18 protein-coding genes are annotated in these 19,057 nt (G+C 63.5%); 5 read left to right on the top strand and 13 right to left on the bottom strand.

Annotated features, from left to right (window positions below; genetic code table 11):
* Positions 1–5: 5 nt before the first annotated feature.
* From NHAM_RS08945 to NHAM_RS08920, 6 genes are all read right to left on the bottom strand, one after another.
* On the bottom strand, positions 6–1,430 hold the full coding sequence (locus NHAM_RS08945) for a pyruvate dehydrogenase complex E1 component subunit beta (protein ID WP_011510247.1): 1,425 nt from the start codon (positions 1,428–1,430) through the stop codon (positions 6–8).
* Positions 1,431–1,457: 27 nt separating this feature from the next.
* A complete protein-coding gene (gene pdhA, locus NHAM_RS08940; protein WP_011510246.1) occupies positions 1,458–2,480 on the bottom strand; it encodes a pyruvate dehydrogenase (acetyl-transferring) E1 component subunit alpha in 1,023 nt (340 codons plus the stop codon).
* 220 nt (positions 2,481–2,700) lie between these two features.
* Positions 2,701–3,018: an FtsB family cell division protein gene (locus NHAM_RS08935; protein WP_011510245.1), complete on the bottom strand. Its 318-nt coding sequence runs from the start codon at positions 3,016–3,018 to the stop codon at positions 2,701–2,703.
* 60 nt (positions 3,019–3,078) lie between these two features.
* Positions 3,079–3,636, bottom strand: a complete 558-nt coding sequence (locus tag NHAM_RS08930; RefSeq protein WP_011510244.1) for an NADPH-dependent FMN reductase — start codon at positions 3,634–3,636, stop codon at positions 3,079–3,081.
* Between the two features lie 146 nt (positions 3,637–3,782).
* On the bottom strand, positions 3,783–4,367 hold the full coding sequence (locus NHAM_RS08925) for a protein-S-isoprenylcysteine O-methyltransferase (protein WP_011510243.1): 585 nt from the start codon (positions 4,365–4,367) through the stop codon (positions 3,783–3,785).
* A 7-nt stretch (positions 4,368–4,374) separates the two neighbouring features.
* A complete protein-coding gene (locus NHAM_RS08920) occupies positions 4,375–5,625 on the bottom strand; it encodes a hypothetical protein (protein ID WP_011510242.1) in 1,251 nt (416 codons plus the stop codon).
* Between the two features lie 263 nt (positions 5,626–5,888).
* Here NHAM_RS08920 and NHAM_RS08915 point away from each other — a divergent pair, with 263 nt between their 5' ends.
* Entirely contained in the window at positions 5,889–6,563 is a 675-nt protein-coding gene (locus tag NHAM_RS08915; RefSeq protein WP_011510241.1) for a thioesterase domain-containing protein, read from the top strand.
* Positions 6,564–6,655: 92 nt separating this feature from the next.
* Here the strand turns inward: NHAM_RS08915 and eno are convergent, their stop codons facing one another.
* The gene (eno, locus tag NHAM_RS08910; RefSeq protein WP_011510240.1) at positions 6,656–7,939 is read right to left on the bottom strand and encodes a phosphopyruvate hydratase; all 1,284 of its coding nucleotides are present in this window, start codon (positions 7,937–7,939) and stop codon (positions 6,656–6,658) included.
* Between the two features lie 185 nt (positions 7,940–8,124).
* Here eno and queF point away from each other — a divergent pair, with 185 nt between their 5' ends.
* A complete protein-coding gene (queF, locus tag NHAM_RS08905) occupies positions 8,125–8,601 on the top strand; it encodes a preQ(1) synthase (protein ID WP_011510239.1) in 477 nt (158 codons plus the stop codon).
* A gap of 17 nt (positions 8,602–8,618) precedes the next feature.
* Here the strand turns inward: queF and NHAM_RS08900 are convergent, their stop codons facing one another.
* The 6 genes from NHAM_RS08900 to tpiA all read right to left on the bottom strand — a co-directional run bounded on the left by NHAM_RS08900 (position 8,619) and on the right by tpiA (position 14,890).
* Complete coding sequence (locus tag NHAM_RS08900) at positions 8,619–9,335, bottom strand: outer membrane beta-barrel protein (RefSeq protein WP_011510238.1); 717 nt, start codon at positions 9,333–9,335, stop codon at positions 8,619–8,621.
* A gap of 85 nt (positions 9,336–9,420) precedes the next feature.
* On the bottom strand, positions 9,421–10,632 hold the full coding sequence (locus NHAM_RS08895) for an MFS transporter (protein ID WP_011510237.1): 1,212 nt from the start codon (positions 10,630–10,632) through the stop codon (positions 9,421–9,423).
* A complete protein-coding gene (gene kdsA / locus NHAM_RS08890) occupies positions 10,629–11,492 on the bottom strand; it encodes a 3-deoxy-8-phosphooctulonate synthase (RefSeq protein WP_011510236.1) in 864 nt (287 codons plus the stop codon). The genes NHAM_RS08895 and kdsA overlap by 4 nt, the downstream gene beginning before the upstream one ends.
* Before the next feature lie 153 nt (positions 11,493–11,645).
* Positions 11,646–13,274: a CTP synthase gene (locus tag NHAM_RS08885; protein ID WP_041357871.1), complete on the bottom strand. Its 1,629-nt coding sequence runs from the start codon at positions 13,272–13,274 to the stop codon at positions 11,646–11,648.
* 167 nt (positions 13,275–13,441) lie between these two features.
* On the bottom strand, positions 13,442–13,834 hold the full coding sequence (gene secG / locus NHAM_RS08880) for a preprotein translocase subunit SecG (protein WP_011510234.1): 393 nt from the start codon (positions 13,832–13,834) through the stop codon (positions 13,442–13,444).
* A 303-nt stretch (positions 13,835–14,137) separates the two neighbouring features.
* Positions 14,138–14,890 carry a triose-phosphate isomerase gene (gene tpiA, locus NHAM_RS08875; RefSeq protein ID WP_011510233.1) on the bottom strand — a complete coding sequence of 251 codons (753 nt, stop codon included), beginning with the start codon at positions 14,888–14,890 and terminating at the stop codon, positions 14,138–14,140.
* 239 nt (positions 14,891–15,129) lie between these two features.
* Here tpiA and NHAM_RS08870 point away from each other — a divergent pair, with 239 nt between their 5' ends.
* Genes NHAM_RS08870 through trpC form a run of 3 tightly spaced genes read left to right on the top strand, consistent with a single transcriptional unit; the run spans position 15,130 to position 18,947 of the window.
* Positions 15,130–17,037, top strand: a complete 1,908-nt coding sequence (locus NHAM_RS08870) for a peptidylprolyl isomerase (RefSeq protein WP_011510232.1) — start codon at positions 15,130–15,132, stop codon at positions 17,035–17,037.
* A 40-nt stretch (positions 17,038–17,077) separates the two neighbouring features.
* A complete protein-coding gene (trpD, locus tag NHAM_RS08865) occupies positions 17,078–18,091 on the top strand; it encodes an anthranilate phosphoribosyltransferase (RefSeq protein WP_011510231.1) in 1,014 nt (337 codons plus the stop codon).
* A 10-nt stretch (positions 18,092–18,101) separates the two neighbouring features.
* Complete coding sequence (gene trpC / locus NHAM_RS08860) at positions 18,102–18,947, top strand: indole-3-glycerol phosphate synthase TrpC (protein ID WP_011510230.1); 846 nt, start codon at positions 18,102–18,104, stop codon at positions 18,945–18,947.
* The last annotated feature ends 110 nt before the right edge of the window (positions 18,948–19,057 follow it).

The following is a 19,057-nucleotide window of genomic DNA, read 5'->3' as shown; positions in this document are numbered from 1 at the left end:
CCCGCTCACCGATAACAGACGGCCTTGGCCGCCTCGACGACTTCGGCCACCGACGGCAGCGCCAGCTTTTCGAGATTGGCCGCATACGGCATCGGCACGTCCCTTCCCGAAACGCGCATCACCGGTGCGTCGAGATAGTCGAACGCGTGTTCCATGATGCGCGCGACGATCTCGGCGCCCACGCCCGACTGCTGCCAGCCCTCTTCCACGGTCACCGCGCGCCCGGTCTTCCGCACCGAGGCCACGATGGTTTCGGTATCCATCGGGCGCAGCGTGCGCAGGTCGATGACCTCGGCCTCGATGCCGTCCTTGGCGAGTTCATCGGCGGCCTTCAGCGCATAGGTCATGCCGTTCGACCATGCGACCAGCGTGACGTGCTGACCAACACGCGCGATCCGCGCCTTGCCGATCGGCAGCACGTAGTCGTCGAGCTTCGGCACCGGCCCGGTGTGTCCGTAAAGAATTTCGTTCTCGAGGAAGATCACCGGATTGGGATCGCGGATCGCGGCCTTCAGAAGCCCCTTGTAGTCGGCGGCGGAATACGGCGCGATCACCTTGAGGCCGGGGATTTGCGAGTACCAGGCCGAATAGTCCTGGCTGTGCTGGGCGGCGACGCGGGCGGCGGCGCCGTTCGGACCGCGAAACACGATTCCGCAGCCCATCTGTCCGCCGGACATGTAAAGCGTTTTGGCGGCGGAGTTGATAATCTGGTCGATCGCCTGCATCGCGAAGTTGAAGGTCATGAACTCGACGATCGGCTTCAGGCCGGCAAACGCCGCACCGACGCCGACGCCGGCAAAACCGTGCTCGGTGATCGGGGTATCGATCACGCGCCGTGCGCCGAATTCCGCCAGCAGGCCCTGCGACACCTTGTAGGCGCCCTGATATTCGGCGACCTCCTCTCCCATCAGAAAGACGTCGCCGTCGCGGCGCATCTCCTCGGCCATGGCATCACGCAACGCCTCGCGGATGGTCATGGTCACCATCTCGGTGCCGGCAGGAATGTCGGGATCCTCGGGAATCTCCATCGCCGGCCCGGCGGGTCGTTTCGGGTCCGAGATCATCGGCTTGCCCTCGCCGACCGGCGAACGGGATTCCGCCACGTCCTTCGAAACGTCCTGGGCGGGAGTGACCGGCGTTTTGGCGGCCTTCGGCGCTTCCGCGTTGCCGAGATCAGCCGCACTTTCGCCGTCGGCAAGAATGGTTGCGATCGGCGTATTCACCGCGACGTCGTTGGTGCCTTCCGGCACCAGAATCCTGCCGAGCGTGCCCTCGTCGGTCGCCTCGACTTCCATGGTCGCCTTGTCGGTCTCGATCTCGGCGATGACGTCGCCGGATTTGACCGTCTCGCCCTCCTTCTTCAGCCACTTGGCGAGGTTGCCCTTCTCCATGGTCGGCGAAAGCGCGGGCATCAGAACTTGGATTGGCATAATCGCTCCGAAAAAAGGCTTGCGCGCTCAGCGGTAAACGTCGGTGTAAAGCTCGGACACGTCGGGCTCGGGATCGTTTTGCGCGAAGTCCGCCGCTGCGTTGACGATCTCGCGCACTTCGGCGTCGATCTTCTTCAGATCGTCCTCGGAGACCTTGGCCGCCAGCAGCCGGTTGCGGACCTGTTCGATCGGATCCTGATCGTGCCGGACCCTGTCGACCTCCTCGCGCGTGCGGTACTTCGCCGGATCGGACATCGAGTGGCCGCGATAGCGGTAGGTCTGCATCTCCAGGATATAGGGGCCGTTGCCGTCGCGGCACCACTTCACCGCCTTGTCGCCGGCTGCCTTCACGGCGCGGACGTCCATGCCGTCGATCTGCTCGCCGGGAATGTTGAAGGACGCGCCGCGCCTGGAGAAATCCGTCTGCGCCGACGAGCGCGTCACCGACGTGCCCATGGCATAGCGATTGTTCTCGATGATGTAGACCACCGGAAGCTTCCACAGCTCCGCCATGTTGAAGCTCTCGTAGACCTGGCCCTGATTGGCGGCGCCGTCTCCAAAGTAAGCGAGGCTAACGCGATCGTTGCCGCGATAGCGGTTGGCGAAGGCGAGGCCCGTTCCGAGCGACACCTGCGCGCCGACGATACCATGACCGCCGTAGAAGTTCTTCTCCTTGCTGAACATGTGCATGGAGCCGCCCTTGCCCTTGGAATAGCCGCCGCGCCGCCCGGTCAGTTCGGCCATCACGCCCCTGGCGTCCATGCCGCAGGCCAGCATGTGACCATGATCGCGGTAGCCGGTTATGACCTGATCGCCCTCCCCGATCGCCATCTGCATCCCGACCACGATCGCTTCCTGGCCGATGTAGAGATGACAGAAGCCGCCGATCGCACCCATTCCGTAAAGCTGGCCGGCCTTTTCCTCGAAACGGCGGATCAGCAACATGTCGCGTAGCGCGTGAAGGTCCTGTTCACGCGTGAACGCGGGGGGGGACGGGTTTTTCGAGCTATTGTCTGCTGCCTGCGCGACGCTTTTTTTGGATGCGGCCATATTAAATCCGGGTGCGGGAAGGGTTCACTCTCTCTAGCCCAACTCAGACAACCTTGAAAGCGCGCGATCAAATTGACGCGCGCGGTTTCTGCGGTGCAGCGCGTTGCGAAATTCCGTGACCGAAAATCAGAGGTTTTTGAAATTAGACAACAAGTTTTCCAACTCAGACGAAATCAAGCGAACGGCTTGCATTCGCCGGCCGCAGCCGCGCTCTTCGAAATTACTTCTGGGGGATGATATGAACCAGATCGCGCGGATTCGCGTAGTCGAGCTGATAGCGGACGCGCTCGTCGAGCATGTCGGGGTCGATTCCGCTCGAGCGCAGGAGCGCGACCCGCTTCTCGCCCTCGGCACGCTCCGCCTTCAGCCGCGCCAGTTCCGACGTCAGCGCGACGATCTCCTGATCGAGCTCCTGCCGGGCATTCAAGCCGTACTTGCCGGTATAGGCGTTGACGCCGAAATAGCCGACGACCATCGCCGCCATTGCGTAAAGGGCAAGCCCGGTGAGCACCGATTTGAGTCGTGAGCGCGAGACCATGGCCTGACGATGCGGCGGCCCGGTTAAGGCTTCGCTAACAACCGGGCCGGGCGCAGGTTGCTATCTGGTCTGCTGAACCACCCAGGCGGCGAAGGCCTTGATATAGGCCTCGAGAAACTCGCGCAGCGACGCCTTGACCAGTTCGTCGTTCTCGTCGAACGCATCGCCAATGCCGCCCACATAGGCCTCCGGCTGCTGCAAAACCGGAACGTTGAGGAATACCAGCGATTGGCGAAGATGATGATTGGCGCCGAACCCGCCGATGGCGCCCGGCGAATTGCTGATGACGCCGCCGGGCTTGCCGTCGAACACACTCTGTCCATAGGGACGCGATCCGACATCGATGGCGTTTTTCAGAACGCCGGGAACGGACCGATTGTATTCGGGTGTCACGAACAAGACAGCATCCGCCTTCTTGACCCGCTCGCGAAAACTCACCCAGTCGGCCGGCGGCGTGGCTTCAAGATCCTGGTTGTAGAACGACAATCCGCCGAGCGTGATAACGTCAAACTGGAGCGAAGGCGGCGCGAGCCTCGTCAGGGCCTTGGCGATTTTCAGGGAAAACGACCCTTTGCGAAGGCTGCCGACGATGACAGCGGTGCTGTGCTGGGATGCCATGGACAAATCCTGCGGTTGTGCGGCCTCACGGCCCTGTAGTCCAACCTAGCGGCCAGGGATAAAGATGCAAGTGCATCTATCCGGCGGGATACCCGTCATCACAAAAAGTTTTGCCGGTTCGCTTCGTCGAATGCGGATATCGCCGATCAATACACGCCGGGAATAATCCGCTTGGTTTCCTGCATGTAGCGTCGGTAATCCTCGCCGAACGTCTCGATCATCATCTGCTCCTCGAAGCGCACGCGCGCGAAGAACAGCACGGCCACGGCGACGAGGCCGCTGAAGGCGGCGACAACGTTCGGCAACAGGCAGGCTTGCGCGGTCGCCCAGAGCCAGAACGAGGCATACATCGGATGGCGGATCGTCCGGTAGACGCCGTTGCGGACGACGCGATGCCCCTCGCGCACCTCCAGCGCCGCCGACCACTGCCGGCCGAGATCCTTGTGCGAGCGGCGGAACAGCCAGAGCGAAAAGGCGAACAATGCGGCGCCGGGCACGACGAGCCCATAGCCCGGATCGTAGGCGCAAGCGCGCGGCCATCCCGTCGCAAGATTCAGGATCGGGATCGCAAACAGTCCGAGAAACGCGATGGCCAAAAGTACGCCCTCGCGCCAGGTGCCGTCGCGCCGCAACGTCGCGGTGCGCCGCGCCCGGCGGGCGTAGGGATAGCGGATGACGAACCACGCGATGACGCCGACGAGCCAGATCGTCTGTCCCAGTGCAATGGACATGAGCCGCTTACGCCGCGCCGACGGCGGCGTCCGCTGGCCTGGCCGCCGCGGTCGCCTCGGACGACGCGCGCTTCAGAAGCGCGCCGTCCTCTCCGAAACGGTCGACACCGCCGCGCGGCGCCGTGATCTCCTCGAACGGCAGCGGACCGCAGACGATGAGGCAATGGTCGTAGTTGGCGCGCACGCTGTTTCCCATCAAGAACTTGTAGTGCAACACCATGAAGTCGAACCGGTGACGCCGGAAGCTATCCTTGTCCATCATGTCGTGCAACTGCACGCGCCGGATGTTCGGGCGTCCGTCCGAACGCTCGCGGCTGACGCGCTTCAATGTCACCGGATCGAAGCGATAGAAACTGATGGCGTCGTCGCGGGCGTGGTATTCGGTCCAGCGGATCCGGTGCTCGTCGGCGACGGCTTGCGTGGCCTGACGAATGCGCCCGCCGTGCGAATGCAGCGAGAATTTCGGAATGGTGGCGCCGACGGTCAGGATGCATAGCGAAGGGCCGCGCCGGGCGAGTTCGGGCTCGCGCTCAAGCGCTCGCGCGACCGAATCCATGACCAGCGCGGCACCGAGGCAATGGCCGACAATAACGATCTCATCGACATCGGCGTTGCGGACCCGGTCGAGGATTCGCTCCGCAAACCGATCGATCCGGGCATCCATGCGCGGCCGCTGGCCGTAGACGAACTCGCGCGAGAAGATCCAGTCGTCGAACACATGATTGATCGGCCATCGCCAGCCCAACAGGCGCAGCAAACCTGCCGCCACACCCACGGTCACCGCCGCTGCCAGCAGGGGTGCTGCAAACCCGGTCACACCCGTGAGCCTGACCAGGCCGTATCCGATCCCCGCCCCGCACGCGGCAAACCCCGCGACATACAGGTACGGGAACAGAAAGAAGCCGGCATACTTCCAGCTTGCATACATAAAACGAAACAGCGTGCCGGTGAGGACAAAGTCCACCAGAGTGACGACACTCTGACCGAGGCGGGACCACATGCCTCGCGCATGATCTTCCAGGATCAGGTCGTCCCACCGCAGCATTTCATAGGCCGTGCGGGTGTTCCAGTTGGGGCCTGAGGCCTCCATCTCCCACGACGCGCTGACCGGCGTCGCCTCGATCCCGCTCGCGATCCCGGCCCTCACGCCCCAGGTCCGTTGAAACACCGACAGCGACCGGGCGAACCGATGAAGCTGCTGCTCCGGCGAAATCGGGTCGTATCCGCCGATATGAAAGACATGCCGCCGTGCGATCATGCGATCCCGCCACTTCCTTCGCCGTCATATTGCGTGTTCGAGTCAGGCTCGTGGAGTAAATTTGACATTGTGCGCCCACCTGGCCGCAATGCTCTCCGACCGCAAACAGAATACCCCACATCCGACCCCGAATACTTGCAACGACACAAGTCCACGTGTGGCGTTTCAATCACAACACACAGGATTTATGGCAACACAATTGACGAGAGAACGTGGAGCCGAAATATTGTGCGGTCACGGGTCATTTGAACTGGAACTTATTTATGCCGAGCACCTTTCCGCCTGCACGCCGCGGCCTGCACGCCGCGATTGTAAGTCTTGCCTTGTTTGTGATCTGCGGGTTCCTCACGACCTCGGCCAACGCGCGGACCGCAGCGTCGCACCGGCCTGGTCACGTCTATCTGATGCGCGGCCTGTTCAACGTATTTTCGCTCGGCATGGATGAGCTGGCCGCGAAGCTCGAGAAAGTCGGCGTGAAGGCCGAAGCCGTGTCCTATACATCCTGGTCATCGCTCGCCGACAGCATCACGGCCCAATATCGCGCCGGCAACCATGAGCCGATCATTCTGATGGGCCATTCCTACGGCGCGGATACGACGATTTCCCTGGCGCGCAAGCTGAACGACAACAGGATTCCCGTGGCCCTGATCGTGAACTTCGATCCGACGGCGCCGGACCGGATTCCACGAAATGTCCGCCGAATCATCAATTTCTACGTGCCCACCGAATGGGGACGTCCCGTCGAGGCCGGCAAGAAGTTCCGCGGCCGCCTGTCCAACCTCAACGAAAGCGGTAAGTACGGCCATTTCGGCATCGACAAGGCCGACGCCCTCCATCGCAAAGCAATCGCGGCGGTGCTTCAGGCAGTCGGCCGGAGCGACCATCGTGTCAAGCAGCCTGCCAAGCGCGATCATATCTCGGCGTTGCCGGCGCAGTAAGCGTGCGCAACGTCATCGCCGACGCAATTGGTCGGTGCGCGGAAATCCCCACGCCCCGGCCGGTTGTTTGTAAGTCCGCTTGATAGCCCGCGTTACGCCAGCGCCTTCAGCGCCGCGCGGCCTCCGTACCTCGCCTGAGCACCAAGCTGCTGCTCGATGCGCAGCAACTGGTTGTATTTGGCGGCGCGGTCAGAACGCGACAGCGACCCGGTCTTGATCTGCCCGCAATTGGTGGCAACCGCGAGGTCGGCAATGGTGGAATCCTCCGTCTCGCCGGAGCGGTGCGACATCACGGCGGTGTAGCCGGCCTTGTAGGCCATCTCGACGGCGGCCAAGGTCTCGGTCAACGTGCCAATCTGGTTGACCTTGATGAGGATGGAATTGGCGAGGCCCTTCCCGATGCCGTCGGCAAGCCGCGTCACGTTGGTGACGAACAGGTCGTCGCCGACGAGCTGACACGACTTGCCGATCAGGTCGGTGAGGAGCTTCCAGCCCTCGAAATCGTCCTCGGCCATGCCGTCCTCGATCGAGACGATCGGGTAGTCCGACGCCAGCTTGGCGAGATATCTGGCCTGCTCCTCAATCGAACGGGTCTTCCCCTCGCCTGCATAAACATACTTGCCGTCCTTGAAGAACTCGCTTGCGGCAGGATCGAGCGCCAGCGCGACGTCATCGCCCGGCTTGTAACCGGCCTTGACGATCGCCCCCATGATGAAATCGAGCGCCGCGCTGGCCGAGGGCAGGTTCGGTGCAAAACCGCCCTCGTCTCCGACGTTGGTGTTGTGGCCGGCCTTCTTCAGCTCGGCCCTCAGGGTGTGAAAGATTTCCGAACCGCAGCGCAGGCCCTCCGAGAAGGTTTTGGCGCCGACCGGCATGATCATGAATTCCTGGAAGTCGATCGGATTGTCGGCATGCACGCCGCCGTTGACGATATTCATCATCGGCACCGGCAGCGTCCGCGCCGAGACGCCGCCGACATAGCGATACAGCGGCATGTCGAGAGAATCCGCCGCCGCCCTGGCGAGCGCCAGCGACACGCCGAGAATCGCGTTGGCGCCGAGCCGGCTCTTGTTCGCGGTCCCGTCGAGCCCGATCAGGATCTCGTCGATCTGCGCCTGCTGCTCGGCGTCCATGCCCCCGATAGCGTCGAAAATCTCGCCGTTGATGGCATCGACCGCCTTCCGCACGCCCTTGCCGAAATAGCGGGTTTGATCGTCGTCGCGCAGTTCGACCGCCTCGTGTGCGCCGGTAGAGGCGCCCGAGGGTACCGCCGCGCGGCCCATCGCGCCGTCTTCGAGCGCCACGTCGACCTCGACGGTCGGATTACCGCGGCTGTCGAGAATTTCGCGGCCGATGATGTCGACGATGGCAGTCATAAGAACCTCTTGAATCACTGGATTTTGCGCTGCTTCTACAGCAATGCTTGCGCGCGCGAAAGGCCGTGAATCATGACGCCTGCGTGACGTATCCGTCAGGATTGGCTATCAGCAGCATGATCCGCCACAGTGTGAGCGGTTTGGCGAAAAGATCATGCGCCCTTTAAAAATGTTTAGAGACGATCATGCCAAGAAAGCTTCCCTCTTCGCCAAAAACGTCCGCTCTGCAACTCGGCCGCGCCGTGGCTTGGCCGGGTTCACCGGAGGAGGCGAAACTGGACCGCGTGCCCAATCCGCAGAAGGGCACCAACTATGTCGCGCGGTTCACGGCGCCGGAGTTCACCACGCTGTGCCCGGTCACCGGCCAGCCGGACTTTGCCCATCTCGTGATCGACTATGTGCCGGGATCGTGGCTGCTGGAGTCGAAATCGCTCAAGCTCTATCTTGCCAGTTTCCGCAATCACGGCGCCTTTCACGAAGACTGCACGGTGGCGATCGGCAAGCGCATCGCGACCGCGGTCAGGCCGAAATGGCTGCGCATCGGCGGCTACTGGTATCCGCGCGGCGGCATTCCCATCGACGTGTTCTGGCAGACCGGCACGGTGCCGAAGGGCGTCTGGATTCCCGACCAGAGCGTCCCGGCCTATCGGGGACGAGGCTGACAGGCGTTTCATCGCCGTCAGAAATCTACCTTTATCGAAGCACTGAGTGTGGCACGCCAAACATCATCGATCCTGTAGGGATTGATATCGGTGATCCCCAGATTGCCGCTTCTTGCGTTGCCCGTTTCAAATCCATCGGCGTAGGCGATCAAGCCGTCCAAGCCCACCACGACATTCGAAGCGATCTTGTGCCGGAGTCCCAGCCCAACCTGTGCTGCGGCGCCGATCTTGGTGTGATTGGCCAGATCGGCAACGAAAATCCCTGTCGGCTTATCCGTTTCGACCACTTGGGACAGTGTATTGAATGTCATTCCGAGACCTGCGGTGGTCCTTATGGACGTCGCATCCGACAGAGGAAATTCATACGCAACATTGCCCAGAATCGCATTGCTGATTGCCTCACCTTCGAACCTTGACGAAACCCCGTACAGCGGGAAATTCGCCTCCCAGCCAATATCGCCCCGGCTATGCTGATAGCTGATGAAAGCTGACATGGCTGGATCAAACCGATAGCCTACATGGCCACCAACGCCCACGACCTCGCCCAACTTCACGTTGCCGACGACACCGCCTCCGGCAAAAGGCGCGCCGCCATTGGTTGTGCGAGACGATCCGAATGCCGCTCCCCCGGACACATCCAGTCCAGCGAAGAAGCCCTGCTCTGTCGCGAAAGCGGATAAAGGAAAGGCGATTGTCGCTAGGGCGGCCAAACCTAACAATCCCGGCGACATCATTATCCATGATCTCCGCAAATCTTTCGAGAGATCATCAGATAAATATGGTTACCGTCGCATTAAGGTCTTCTTAGCGGATCGAAAATTATGCCGCGCGCGATCCGGCCTTCCCGACCAGCAGCCGCGCACAGACCAATCCGAGAATCATGATGACGACGGCGTTTGCAGCAAGGGTCGGAAATTTTCCGCCCCAGGAAAGGCTCACGCCATAGGCGATCGGACCGGCCGTCTGTCCCATGTAGAAGAAGAACGAATGCAGCGACAGCGCGGTCGCCCGCGCCTGCTCGGACAGTTCGCTGGCGAATACCTGCAGGCAGCCGTGCAGCATGTAGAAGCCCCAACCCATCGCGATGAAGCTGAGCATCTGGATACGCCAGTCCGGGCCGAAACCGACCGCGACGATCTGCGCCGCCACCAGCATCGCGCCTGATATCATCATGCCGCGTACGCCGAGCAGCGACAGCAACCGCGACACCGTCATGGTGTAGAACAGCCCGCCGACGGCAAATCCGGCGATGACGATACCCGCGACCGAAAGCCGGGTTTCGCCGAGTTCGAACAGAAACGCCGCGACGTAGGGAAACAGTCCAAGCACGCAGCAGCCTTCGATGAAAACGGCGGAGTAGCAGACCCTGGCGTTGGGATTGCTGAAGATCTGTCGGTAGCCATGCCGCAGATCGGTGAACTTCATCGGCCGCGAGGTTGCGATCGCATTGCCACGGCGGAAGCCAGACCCGACGGCGATCGAAGCGGCCAGAACCAGCACTCCGAGCACGACAAGCACGCCGCGCCAGCCGACCAGATCGCCGATCACGCCGGAAAATGAGGCGCCAAGCAGATTGCCGCTCACCGTTCCCGCGATCGTCCTGCCGATCGCCACCTGCCGTTGTGACGCCGGAACGAGGTCGCTCGCCATGCCGAGCGCGACCGGAAAAACGCCACCCGATGCGATCCCGGCGAAGATACGCGTCACGAACAGCGCGCTGTAGGACGTGCACAGCGCGCCGGCAACGTTCGCGATGCCGAGCAGCACCAGGCACACCAGCATCAGCCGCCCCTTGCCGAAGATATCGGCGGCCGCGCCGATCAGCGGCTGCACGGTGGCAAACGAGAAGGCGGTGACCGCCGACAGGCCGGCGGCGGTTGCGACCGTCACCGACAGATCGTCGGCGACATGCGGCAGCACCGGGTCCATCGCGCGCGTCGACAGGCTCGCTGCGAAGGTGGCCAGGGCGATGATGTTCAGCAGCGGCGGCAATTTGTGCTTTCCAGCCGCCACCGACGTGACCGATGTCATTTTGGGAGGGCCGGATCGGCCGCCTTTGCGAGCGCATCGAACGCCATCAGCCTTCGCACCAGCGCCTCGAACTCGCGCAGCGGCACCATGTTGGGACCGTCCGACGGCGCATGGTCCGGATCGGGATGTGTCTCGATGAACACGCCGGCGACGCCGACCGCGACCGCCGCGCGCGCCAGCACCGGCACGAATTCGCGCTCGCCGCCACTTGAGGTGCCATTGCCGCCCGGTTGCTGCACCGAATGGGTGGCGTCGAAGATGACGGGCGCGCCGGTGGTGCGCGCGAGGATCGGTAGCGAGCGCATGTCCGAAACCAGCGTGTTGTAGCCGAACGACGCGCCGCGCTCGGTGACCAGCACGTTGGGGTTGCCGCCGCCAGTGATCTTGGCAACCACGTTCGCCATGTCCCACGGCGCGAGGAACTGTCCCTTCTTGACGTTGACGACCTTACCCGTCGCCGCCGCCGCCAGCAGCAAGTCGGTCTGCCGGCACAGGAATGCAGGTATCTGCAGCACATCGACCGCCTGCGCGACCTCGGTACATTGCGCGGCCTCATGGACGTCGGTGAGCACGGGCAATCCGAGCGACGACCCGATCTCCGCGAAAACCGGCAGCGCCTGCTTCAACCCGAGCCCCCGCGCGCCCGACGCGCTGGTGCGGTTGGCCTTGTCGAACGAGGTCTTGAAGACGAGACCGATGTTCAGGCGCGCGGCGATCTCCTTCAGCGCGCCGGCCACCTCGAGCGCATGGGCCCGGCTTTCCATCTGGCACGGACCGGCGATGATCGACAGCGGCCGGTCCTGGCCGAAAGTCACGGAGCCGGCGGAGACGACGGGCGCTGCGGAGACGGACTGGTTCAAGGCGACTTCCTTTGCTGACCGACCATGCCGGGCAGCGGCGGCGGGATCAACCCGCCGTACGGCTTCGAATACGAGGGTTGCGCCGGGGCGACGCCGGAGAATCTTGCGGAACTCATATGCAGCACGGCAACACCCGCCGCCTGTCTTGCCGGCTTAAACCAGCCGGCTCTGCACCACCGCGGCCTGGATGAACGAGGCGAACAGCGGGTGCGGCTCGAACGGCCGCGATTTCAGTTCGGGGTGATACTGCACCCCGATGAACCACGGATGATCTTCATATTCGACGATCTCCGGCAGCACGCCGTCGGGCGACAGGCCCGAGAAGCGCAGCCCATGCTGTTCCAGCCGGTCCTTGTAGGCGGTGTTGACCTCATAGCGATGGCGGTGACGCTCGGAAATCTCCAGCGCGCCGCCGTAAATGCCGGAGACTCGGCTGCCGCGCTTGAGCGCCGCCGGATAGGCGCCGAGCCGCATGGTGCCACCGAGGTCGCCGGCCCTGGAGCGCTTCTCCAGTTCGTTGCCGCGCAGCCATTCCGTCATCAGGCCCACCAGCGGCTCGCTGGTGGGGCCGAATTCGGTCGAATTGGCGCTCGGGATTCCGACCAGATTGCGCGCCGCCTCGATCACGGCCATCTGCATCCCGAAGCAGATGCCGAAATAGGGCACGTGCCGTTCGCGGGCGAACTGTGCCGCCTTGATCTTGCCCTCGGCGCCGCGCTGGCCGAATCCGCCCGGCACCAGGATGCCGTCGACGTGTTCGAGGAACGGCGCGGCATCTTCATTCTCGAATACCTCGCTCTCGATCCAGTCGAGCTTGACCTTCACCTTGTTGGCGATGCCGCCATGGGACAGCGCCTCGATCAGCGACTTGTAGGCGTCCTTCATGCCGGTGTACTTGCCGACGATCGCGATCGTCACCTGCCCTTCCGGGTTGTGGACCCGCGCGTTGATTTCGTGCCAACTCCGCAGGTCCGGCGCCGGCGCCTCAAGGCCGAATGCCGCCAGCACCTCGTCGTCGAGGCCTGCGGCGTGATAGACCTCCGGCACGGCATAGATGTTGTCGGCGTCGCGCGCCTCGATCACCGCGCTTTCGCGGACGTTGCAGAATAGCCCGAGCTTGCGCCGCTCCTCGGCGGGAATGGTACGGTCGGTGCGGCACAACAGGATATCCGGCTGGATGCCGATCGAGCGCAGTTCCTTGACCGAATGCTGGGTGGGCTTGGTCTTCAACTCGCCTGCGCTCGGGATGAACGGCAGCAGGGTCAGGTGGACGTAGACCGCATGACCGCGCGGAAGATCGTTCTTGATCTGCCGGATCGCCTCGAAGAACGGCAGTCCCTCGATGTCGCCCACCGTGCCGCCGATCTCGCACAGCACGAAGTCGTAGCCGTCGTTGCCGTCAAGGATGAAGTCCTTGATGGCGTTGGTGACGTGGGGAATGACCTGGATCGTGGCGCCGAGATAATCGCCGCGCCGTTCCTTTGTCAGGATGTCCTGATAGATGCGGCCGGTGGTGATGTTGTCCTGCCTGGTCGCGGGACGCCCGGTGAAGCGCTCGTAATGACCGAGGTCGAGATCGGTCTCGGCGCCATCGTCGGTCACGAACACTTCGCCGTGCTGGTAGGGCGACATTGTTCCCGGATCGAGGTTGAGATAGGGGTCGAGCTTGCGAAGGCGGACCTTATAGCCGCGCGCCTGCAACAGCGCGCCGAGCGCCGCCGATGCCAGACCTTTTCCGAGCGAGGAAACCACGCCGCCGGTGATGAAAATATAGCGCGCCATGGGACTCAATCTTTAAGGCTCCCGTATCGATTCGCCAAAACCAATCGCAGCCGCCAGCCGAAACACTGATGGGCTGTGGGTGACTTCAAAGTCACAACGATTGCAGTCTCTTGGCGGGCGCTGCTGATGCAGGACGGCGACCCAGGCCCTGCATGTGGTGCCCTGCTTTATTGCGAGCGAGGCGCCTGCGGACCCGCGGGTGCCGGCGCGGCCGGCTGCTGCTCCGATTGCTTCAGCGAATCGAGAAGGCCGCCGCTGGCCGGCGGAGCGACCGGCGTCGCGCCTCCCGCCGGCTGGGACTGCGATGCCGGTGTTCCATCCAGGATCGAACCCGGTTTGTGGTCGTAGCCCGCAAGCCAGGAGAGGAACAGGCTGGTCGCGAAGAAGCCGGCCGCGAGGAAGGCCGTGGTGCGGGTCAGCAGGTTCGCGGTGCCGCGGCTCGACATGAATCCGGCGCCGCCGCCCATGCCGAGACCGCCGCCTTCGGACTTTTGCAGCAGGACGATGACGGTCAGCGTCGCGACGATGATCAGGTGGACTACGATAACAACGGTGTGCATCTCTGGCCTTCCATCACAAGCGCGCGCCGGCTGGCCGGAAATCACAAGCTTGCGGGGCTTGAACCTGGTGGTCCGATTCCAACATTCGCATCCCGTTTCAGCGAGCCTTCTTGCGAATGTCGGAATCGAAGGACCACTAGCAAATATAAGTTGCTAGTGGAGTTTCGAATTTGACATTCGCGTCCGGGACACGCGGCCAAGTAGGTTGCGAATGTCAAATTCACTCCACTGGGCGGGTGTCTACACGATCAGGCGCGACGTTGCCACCCCCGCAGGCTGGCGCTTCGCCGCGATTTGAACCGGTCAGGCAACAGCCCCGGCGATCGCAAGGAAATCTGTCGCCTTGAGGCTGGCGCCACCGATCAGCGCTCCGTTCACATTCGGAACCGCCATCAATTCCGCGGCATTCGACGGCTTCACCGAACCGCCATAGAGAATACGGATCCTGGCCCCCTCGCCGCTAAAGCGCTGTGTGAGCTGATCCCTGATAAACCCATGGACATCCTGCACATCTTTTGGTGTGGGCGTGCGTCCAGTACCAATGGCCCAGACCGGCTCGTAGGCGACAACGAGATTTGCAGCGGTCGCGCCATCCGGCAGCGAGCCCGCAAGCTGCCGTCCGACCACCTCGAGCGTCTGACCGGCATCGCGCTGGTCCTGGGTTTCACCGACGCAGACGATGGCGATCAACGCCGCCCGCCACGCTGCTTCCGCCTTTTGCCGCACAAGCGCGTCGGTCTCGCCGTGATCGGCGCGACGCTCGGAGTGACCGACGATGATGGCGGTGGCGCCCGAATCGGCCAACATCTCGGCGGACGTATCGCCCGTATGGGCTCCGGAAGGATTAGGATGGCAATCCTGCGCGCCGATCCGCAGCGGCGATCCCTGAACCGCTCCCGCAAAGGCAAGCACCAGCGTCGCCGGCGGGCAGATCAGCAGATCGGCCTTTTGTGCGGGGCCGCCCGCGCCTGCGATCATCTGGCCGAGTTCGCTGGCCGAAGCCTTGAGGCCGTTCATCTTCCAGTTTCCAGCAATCAGCGGTCGCAGCCCGGTCATGGATCTCTCATGGATAATTTCAACAATCCGCCCCTCGGCACGAGCGATCCCGACGCCGAAGTTTGCAGGCCTTGCTAGCAGACGTTATCGGCCGGGGCCAGTCTCCGGCACCCGCTGCGGCGTTCCGCCGAGGTTGCGACGGCGCGTCTGCCACTTTATGATGCGTTATCAACCCGGTGACGCCCTCACGCGGTTTTCGCTCAGGTGCGCCCTGCTTCCCTCCTGCAAAAGACGGTCTCATGCTTCGAGGAATACGCAACGCCTCATCAAACTGGCTCGGCAAGATCCTCATGTCCATCGTGATGGGCCTGCTGATCGTAGCCTTCGGCATCTGGGGCATCGCGGATATCTTCCACGGTTTCGGCCAGTCGAACCTGGCCACGGTCGGCAGCACCGAGATTTCGACCGAGCAGTTCCGCCAGATCTACAATGACCGGTTGCAGCAGCTCGCGCGCCAGTTCGGGCGTTCGCTGAGCCCCGATCAGGTCAGGGCCCTCGGCCTCGACCGTCAGGTTTTGCAGCAGGTGATCGCGGAAGCCGCGCTCGACGAGGACGCCCGGCGCAAGGGCCTCAATGCATCCGACGACGAGATCCGGCGACAGATCATGAGCGATCCCAATTTCAAGGGCGCCAACGATGCCTTCGACCCGGCGCGCTTCGCCGGCCTGATCCGCCAGATGGGGTACACCGAGCAACGCTATGTCACTGAGCAGCGGCATACGACGCTGCGCCGCGAGATCGCCGGTACGGTGGCGGCAGGCGTCGAGCCTTCGAAGACGCTGCTGGAGATGCTGAACCATTTCCAGAACGAGCAGCGCACCATCGACTATGTCAAACTCGGCGTACCCCAGGCCGGCACCATCGATCCGCCGACACCGGAGCAACTGGCGAGCTATTTCGACGCCCACAAGGTGCAGTTCCGCGCGCCCGAATTCCGCAAGATCGCATTCGTCGTGATGACGCCCGAGGGGATCGCGAAAACGACGGCGGTGTCCGACGAGGATGCGAAGAAGGCCTACGAGCAGCAGAAGGACAAGCTGTCCACGCCCGAAAAGCGGCAGCTCTGGCAAATCGTATTCCCCAACGTCACGGAGGCCCAGGCCGCGCGGAGCAAGATCGCCGGCGGCGCTTCGTTCGACGACATCGCCAAGGAGCGCAATCTCGCCGCCTCCGACGTCGACCTCGGCATAATCTCCAAATCCGAGATCATCGACCCCGCCGTCGCCGAAGCCGCCTTCTCGCTGAAGGCCGACGAGGTCAGCCAGCCGATCCAGGGCAGGTTCGGTGTCGCACTCGTCAAGGTCGGCAAGATCGAACCGGGCAACCAGCCGACTTACGACAGCGTCGCCGCGAAACTGAAGCACGACATCGCGGTCGATCGCGCGCGCGCCGAGGTCAACGATCTCCACAACAAGATGGAGGACGAGCGCGGCGGCGGCGCGAGCGTGCTCGAGGCCGCCAAAAAGCTCGGCCTCACCGCGGTCACCATCGATGCTGTCGACCGCTCCGGACGCACGCCGGACGGCAAACCCGTCACCGGGATTCCGCCGCAAGTCGACCTGATCGCGCAGGCGTTCGCCAGCGACGTCGGCGTCGACAACGAGACGCTGCAAGTCGGCGATAACGGCTTCGTCTGGTTCGACGTGCTCGGCGTCACGCCCTCGCGCGACCGCACCCTCGACGAGGTCAAGGACAAGGTCGAGACGGGATGGCGGGACGAGCAGATCAGCAGCCGGCTGATGACCAAGGCGACGGACATGGTCCACAAGCTCGACCAGGGCGGCAAGCTCGCCGACGAGGCCGCAGGCCTCGGTCTCAAGGTCGAGAACGCGAGCGCTCTCAAGCGCGATGCCACGGCGGCCGGCCTGCCCGCCGCCGTGATCGCCGCCGTCTTCCGCACCGCCAAGGGCGGAGCCGGGCAAGCGCCGGGCGCGGGCGGTGAGGAATGGGTGGTTTTCCGCGTCACTGACGTGAAGGTGCCGTCGCTCGATCTCGCCTCCGATGAGATGAAAAAGCTGAAGGACAGCATCCAGCGCAGCCTGTCGGATGAGGACATCGGCCAGTACATTGCCAGACTCGAAACCGAGATCGGCACCACGGTCAATCAGGCGGCGGTGGCGCAGATTACCGGCGCCAACAACAACTGACGGGATCGACGGCGCCCCACCATTTTTTCGAAAGCATCTGATGGACGATCTCAAGGCCCTGATCGGAAAGGTCGCGACCGGCGCAACCCTGACGCGCGAGGAGGCGTCCTGCGCGTTCGACAGCATGATGTCCGGCGAGGCGACGCCCTCGCAAATGGGCGGCCTTTTGATGGCGCTGCGCGTGCGCGGCGAAACCGTCGACGAGATCACCGGCGCGGTCGCGGCGATGCGCTCCAAGATGCTGCGGGTCACGGCGCCGGCGGATGCCGTCGATGTCGTCGGCACCGGCGGCGACGGCTCCGGCTCGGTGAACGTCTCGACCTGTGCGTCGTTCATCGTCGCAGGCGCGGGCGTTCCCGTCGCCAAGCACGGCAACCGCGCGCTATCCTCGAAATCCGGCGCCGCGGATTGTCTCGCCGCGCTCGGCATCAAGATCGACCTCACGCCCGAACAGGTCGGCCGCTGCGTCAACGAGGCCGGCATCGGCTTCATGTTCGCGCCGTCGCATCATCCCGCGATGAAGAACGTCGGCCCGACCCGCGTCGAACTCGCGACCCGCACGATCTTCAATCTGCTGGGCCCGCTGTCCAACCCCGCCGGGGTGACGCGGCAGATGGTCGGCGTGTTCTCGCGGCAATGGGTGCAGCCGCTGGCGCAAGTGCTCAAGAACCTCGGTTCGGACTCGGTATGGGTCGTGCACGGTTCCGACGGCCTCGACGAGATCACCCTCGCCGGCCCGACCTTCGTGGCCGCGCTCGAGAACGGCAACATTCGCTCGTTCGAGGTGACGCCGGAGGACGCCGGACTGTCGCGCGCCCATGGCGATGCGTTGAAGGGGGGCGACGCCGAGGCCAATGCAGCGTCCTTGCGCGGGGTGCTCGAAGGCAGGCCCGGCGCCTTCCGCGATGTCGCGCTGCTCAACGCGGCCGCGGCCCTGATCGTCGCGGGCAAAGCGAAGACCCTGAAGGACGGCGTCGCGTTCGGCACCACATCGCTCGACAGCGGTGCCGCGATGAACAAACTGAAGCAGTTGATTGCGGTTTCCAACGGTTGAGGATCGTGGCGTGGCCGACATCCTGACGAAGATCGAAGCCTACAAGCGCGAGGAGATCGCGAGCGCAAAGCGCGCGCGCTCCCTCAGCGAGGTTCTGGCCGCCGCCGAGGCTGCATCTCCGCCGCGCGGTTTCGTCCAGACCATCCGCGCAAAACTCGCCAGCGGTGACTATGCTTTGATCGCCGAGGTCAAGAAGGCCTCGCCCTCGAAGGGCCTGATCCGCGCCGACTTCGATCCGCCTTCGCTGGCCCGTGCTTATGAGGCGGGCGGCGCGGCCTGCCTCTCGGTCCTGACCGACACGCCCTCCTTTCAGGGCCATCTCGATTTCATGGTCGCCGCCCGCACCGCCACGTCGCTGCCGGTGCTGCGCAAGGACTTCATGTTCGACACCTATCAGGTGGTCGAGGCCCGCGCGCATGGGGCCGACTGCATCCTGATCATCATGGCCGCGCTCGACGATGCCGCGGCGAAAGACATCGAGGCGGCTGCGCTCGATCTCGGCATGGACGCGCTGCTCGAAATCCATAACCGCGCCGAACTCGATCGCGCGCTAAAACTTCGCTCGCCTATGATCGGCGTCAACAACCGCAACCTCCGCACCTTTGAGACGACGCTCGAAACCAGCGAAGCGCTGGCGCCGCATATTCCGAAGGATCGCGTGATGGTGGGCGAAAGCGGTATCTTCGCTGCCGCAGACCTCGCGCGGCTCGAACAGGTTGGCATCTCTACCTTCCTCGTCGGCGAAAGCCTGATGCGGCAGGCCGACGTTACCGCCGCAACCCGCGCGCTGCTGGCGCGGGGCGGACAATCATCTCCACAAGTCGTCCCTGCGAACGCAGGGACCCATAACCCCTGACGATCGTGAAGGAGCGGGCGTCAAATCGTTTTCAAGCGAAGCAGGTTCGCAAAGCGACGTGCTGTTCCTGCCCGCACTACGTGTATTCATTCGCGCGTTCTCGGCGTATG

It is taken from the genome of Nitrobacter hamburgensis X14 (genome assembly GCF_000013885.1).
Classification (GTDB): domain Bacteria; phylum Pseudomonadota; class Alphaproteobacteria; order Rhizobiales; family Xanthobacteraceae; genus Nitrobacter; species Nitrobacter hamburgensis.
Note: the sequence above shows the minus strand (reverse complement) of the source record. Positions and strands in the feature narration are given on the sequence as shown.

Excerpts from the sequence above, each read along its gene's own strand:
- tpiA (WP_011510233.1), bottom strand. The coding sequence starts at position 14,890 with ATGACCGGGCTGCGACCGCTGATTGCTGGAAACTGGAAGATGAACGGC.
- NHAM_RS08895 (WP_011510237.1), bottom strand. The coding sequence starts at position 10,632 with ATGACATCGGTCACGTCGGTGGCGGCTGGAAAGCACAAATTGCCGCCG.
- NHAM_RS08915 (WP_011510241.1), top strand. The coding sequence starts at position 5,889 with ATGCCGAGCACCTTTCCGCCTGCACGCCGCGGCCTGCACGCCGCGATT.
- eno (WP_011510240.1), bottom strand. The coding sequence starts at position 7,939 with ATGACTGCCATCGTCGACATCATCGGCCGCGAAATTCTCGACAGCCGC.
- pdhA (WP_011510246.1), bottom strand. The coding sequence starts at position 2,480 with ATGGCCGCATCCAAAAAAAGCGTCGCGCAGGCAGCAGACAATAGCTCG.
- NHAM_RS08900 (WP_011510238.1), bottom strand. The coding sequence starts at position 9,335 with ATGATGTCGCCGGGATTGTTAGGTTTGGCCGCCCTAGCGACAATCGCC.
- NHAM_RS08930 (WP_011510244.1), bottom strand. The coding sequence starts at position 3,636 with ATGGCATCCCAGCACAGCACCGCTGTCATCGTCGGCAGCCTTCGCAAA.
- secG (WP_011510234.1), bottom strand. The coding sequence starts at position 13,834 with ATGCACACCGTTGTTATCGTAGTCCACCTGATCATCGTCGCGACGCTG.
- queF (WP_011510239.1), top strand. The coding sequence starts at position 8,125 with ATGCCAAGAAAGCTTCCCTCTTCGCCAAAAACGTCCGCTCTGCAACTC.
- NHAM_RS08920 (WP_011510242.1), bottom strand. The coding sequence starts at position 5,625 with ATGATCGCACGGCGGCATGTCTTTCATATCGGCGGATACGACCCGATT.
- NHAM_RS08885 (WP_041357871.1), bottom strand. The coding sequence starts at position 13,274 with ATGGCGCGCTATATTTTCATCACCGGCGGCGTGGTTTCCTCGCTCGGA.
- trpD (WP_011510231.1), top strand. The coding sequence starts at position 17,078 with ATGGACGATCTCAAGGCCCTGATCGGAAAGGTCGCGACCGGCGCAACC.
- NHAM_RS08945 (WP_011510247.1), bottom strand. The coding sequence starts at position 1,430 with ATGCCAATCCAAGTTCTGATGCCCGCGCTTTCGCCGACCATGGAGAAG.
- NHAM_RS08935 (WP_011510245.1), bottom strand. The coding sequence starts at position 3,018 with ATGGTCTCGCGCTCACGACTCAAATCGGTGCTCACCGGGCTTGCCCTT.
- NHAM_RS08870 (WP_011510232.1), top strand. The coding sequence starts at position 15,130 with ATGCTTCGAGGAATACGCAACGCCTCATCAAACTGGCTCGGCAAGATC.
- NHAM_RS08925 (WP_011510243.1), bottom strand. The coding sequence starts at position 4,367 with ATGTCCATTGCACTGGGACAGACGATCTGGCTCGTCGGCGTCATCGCG.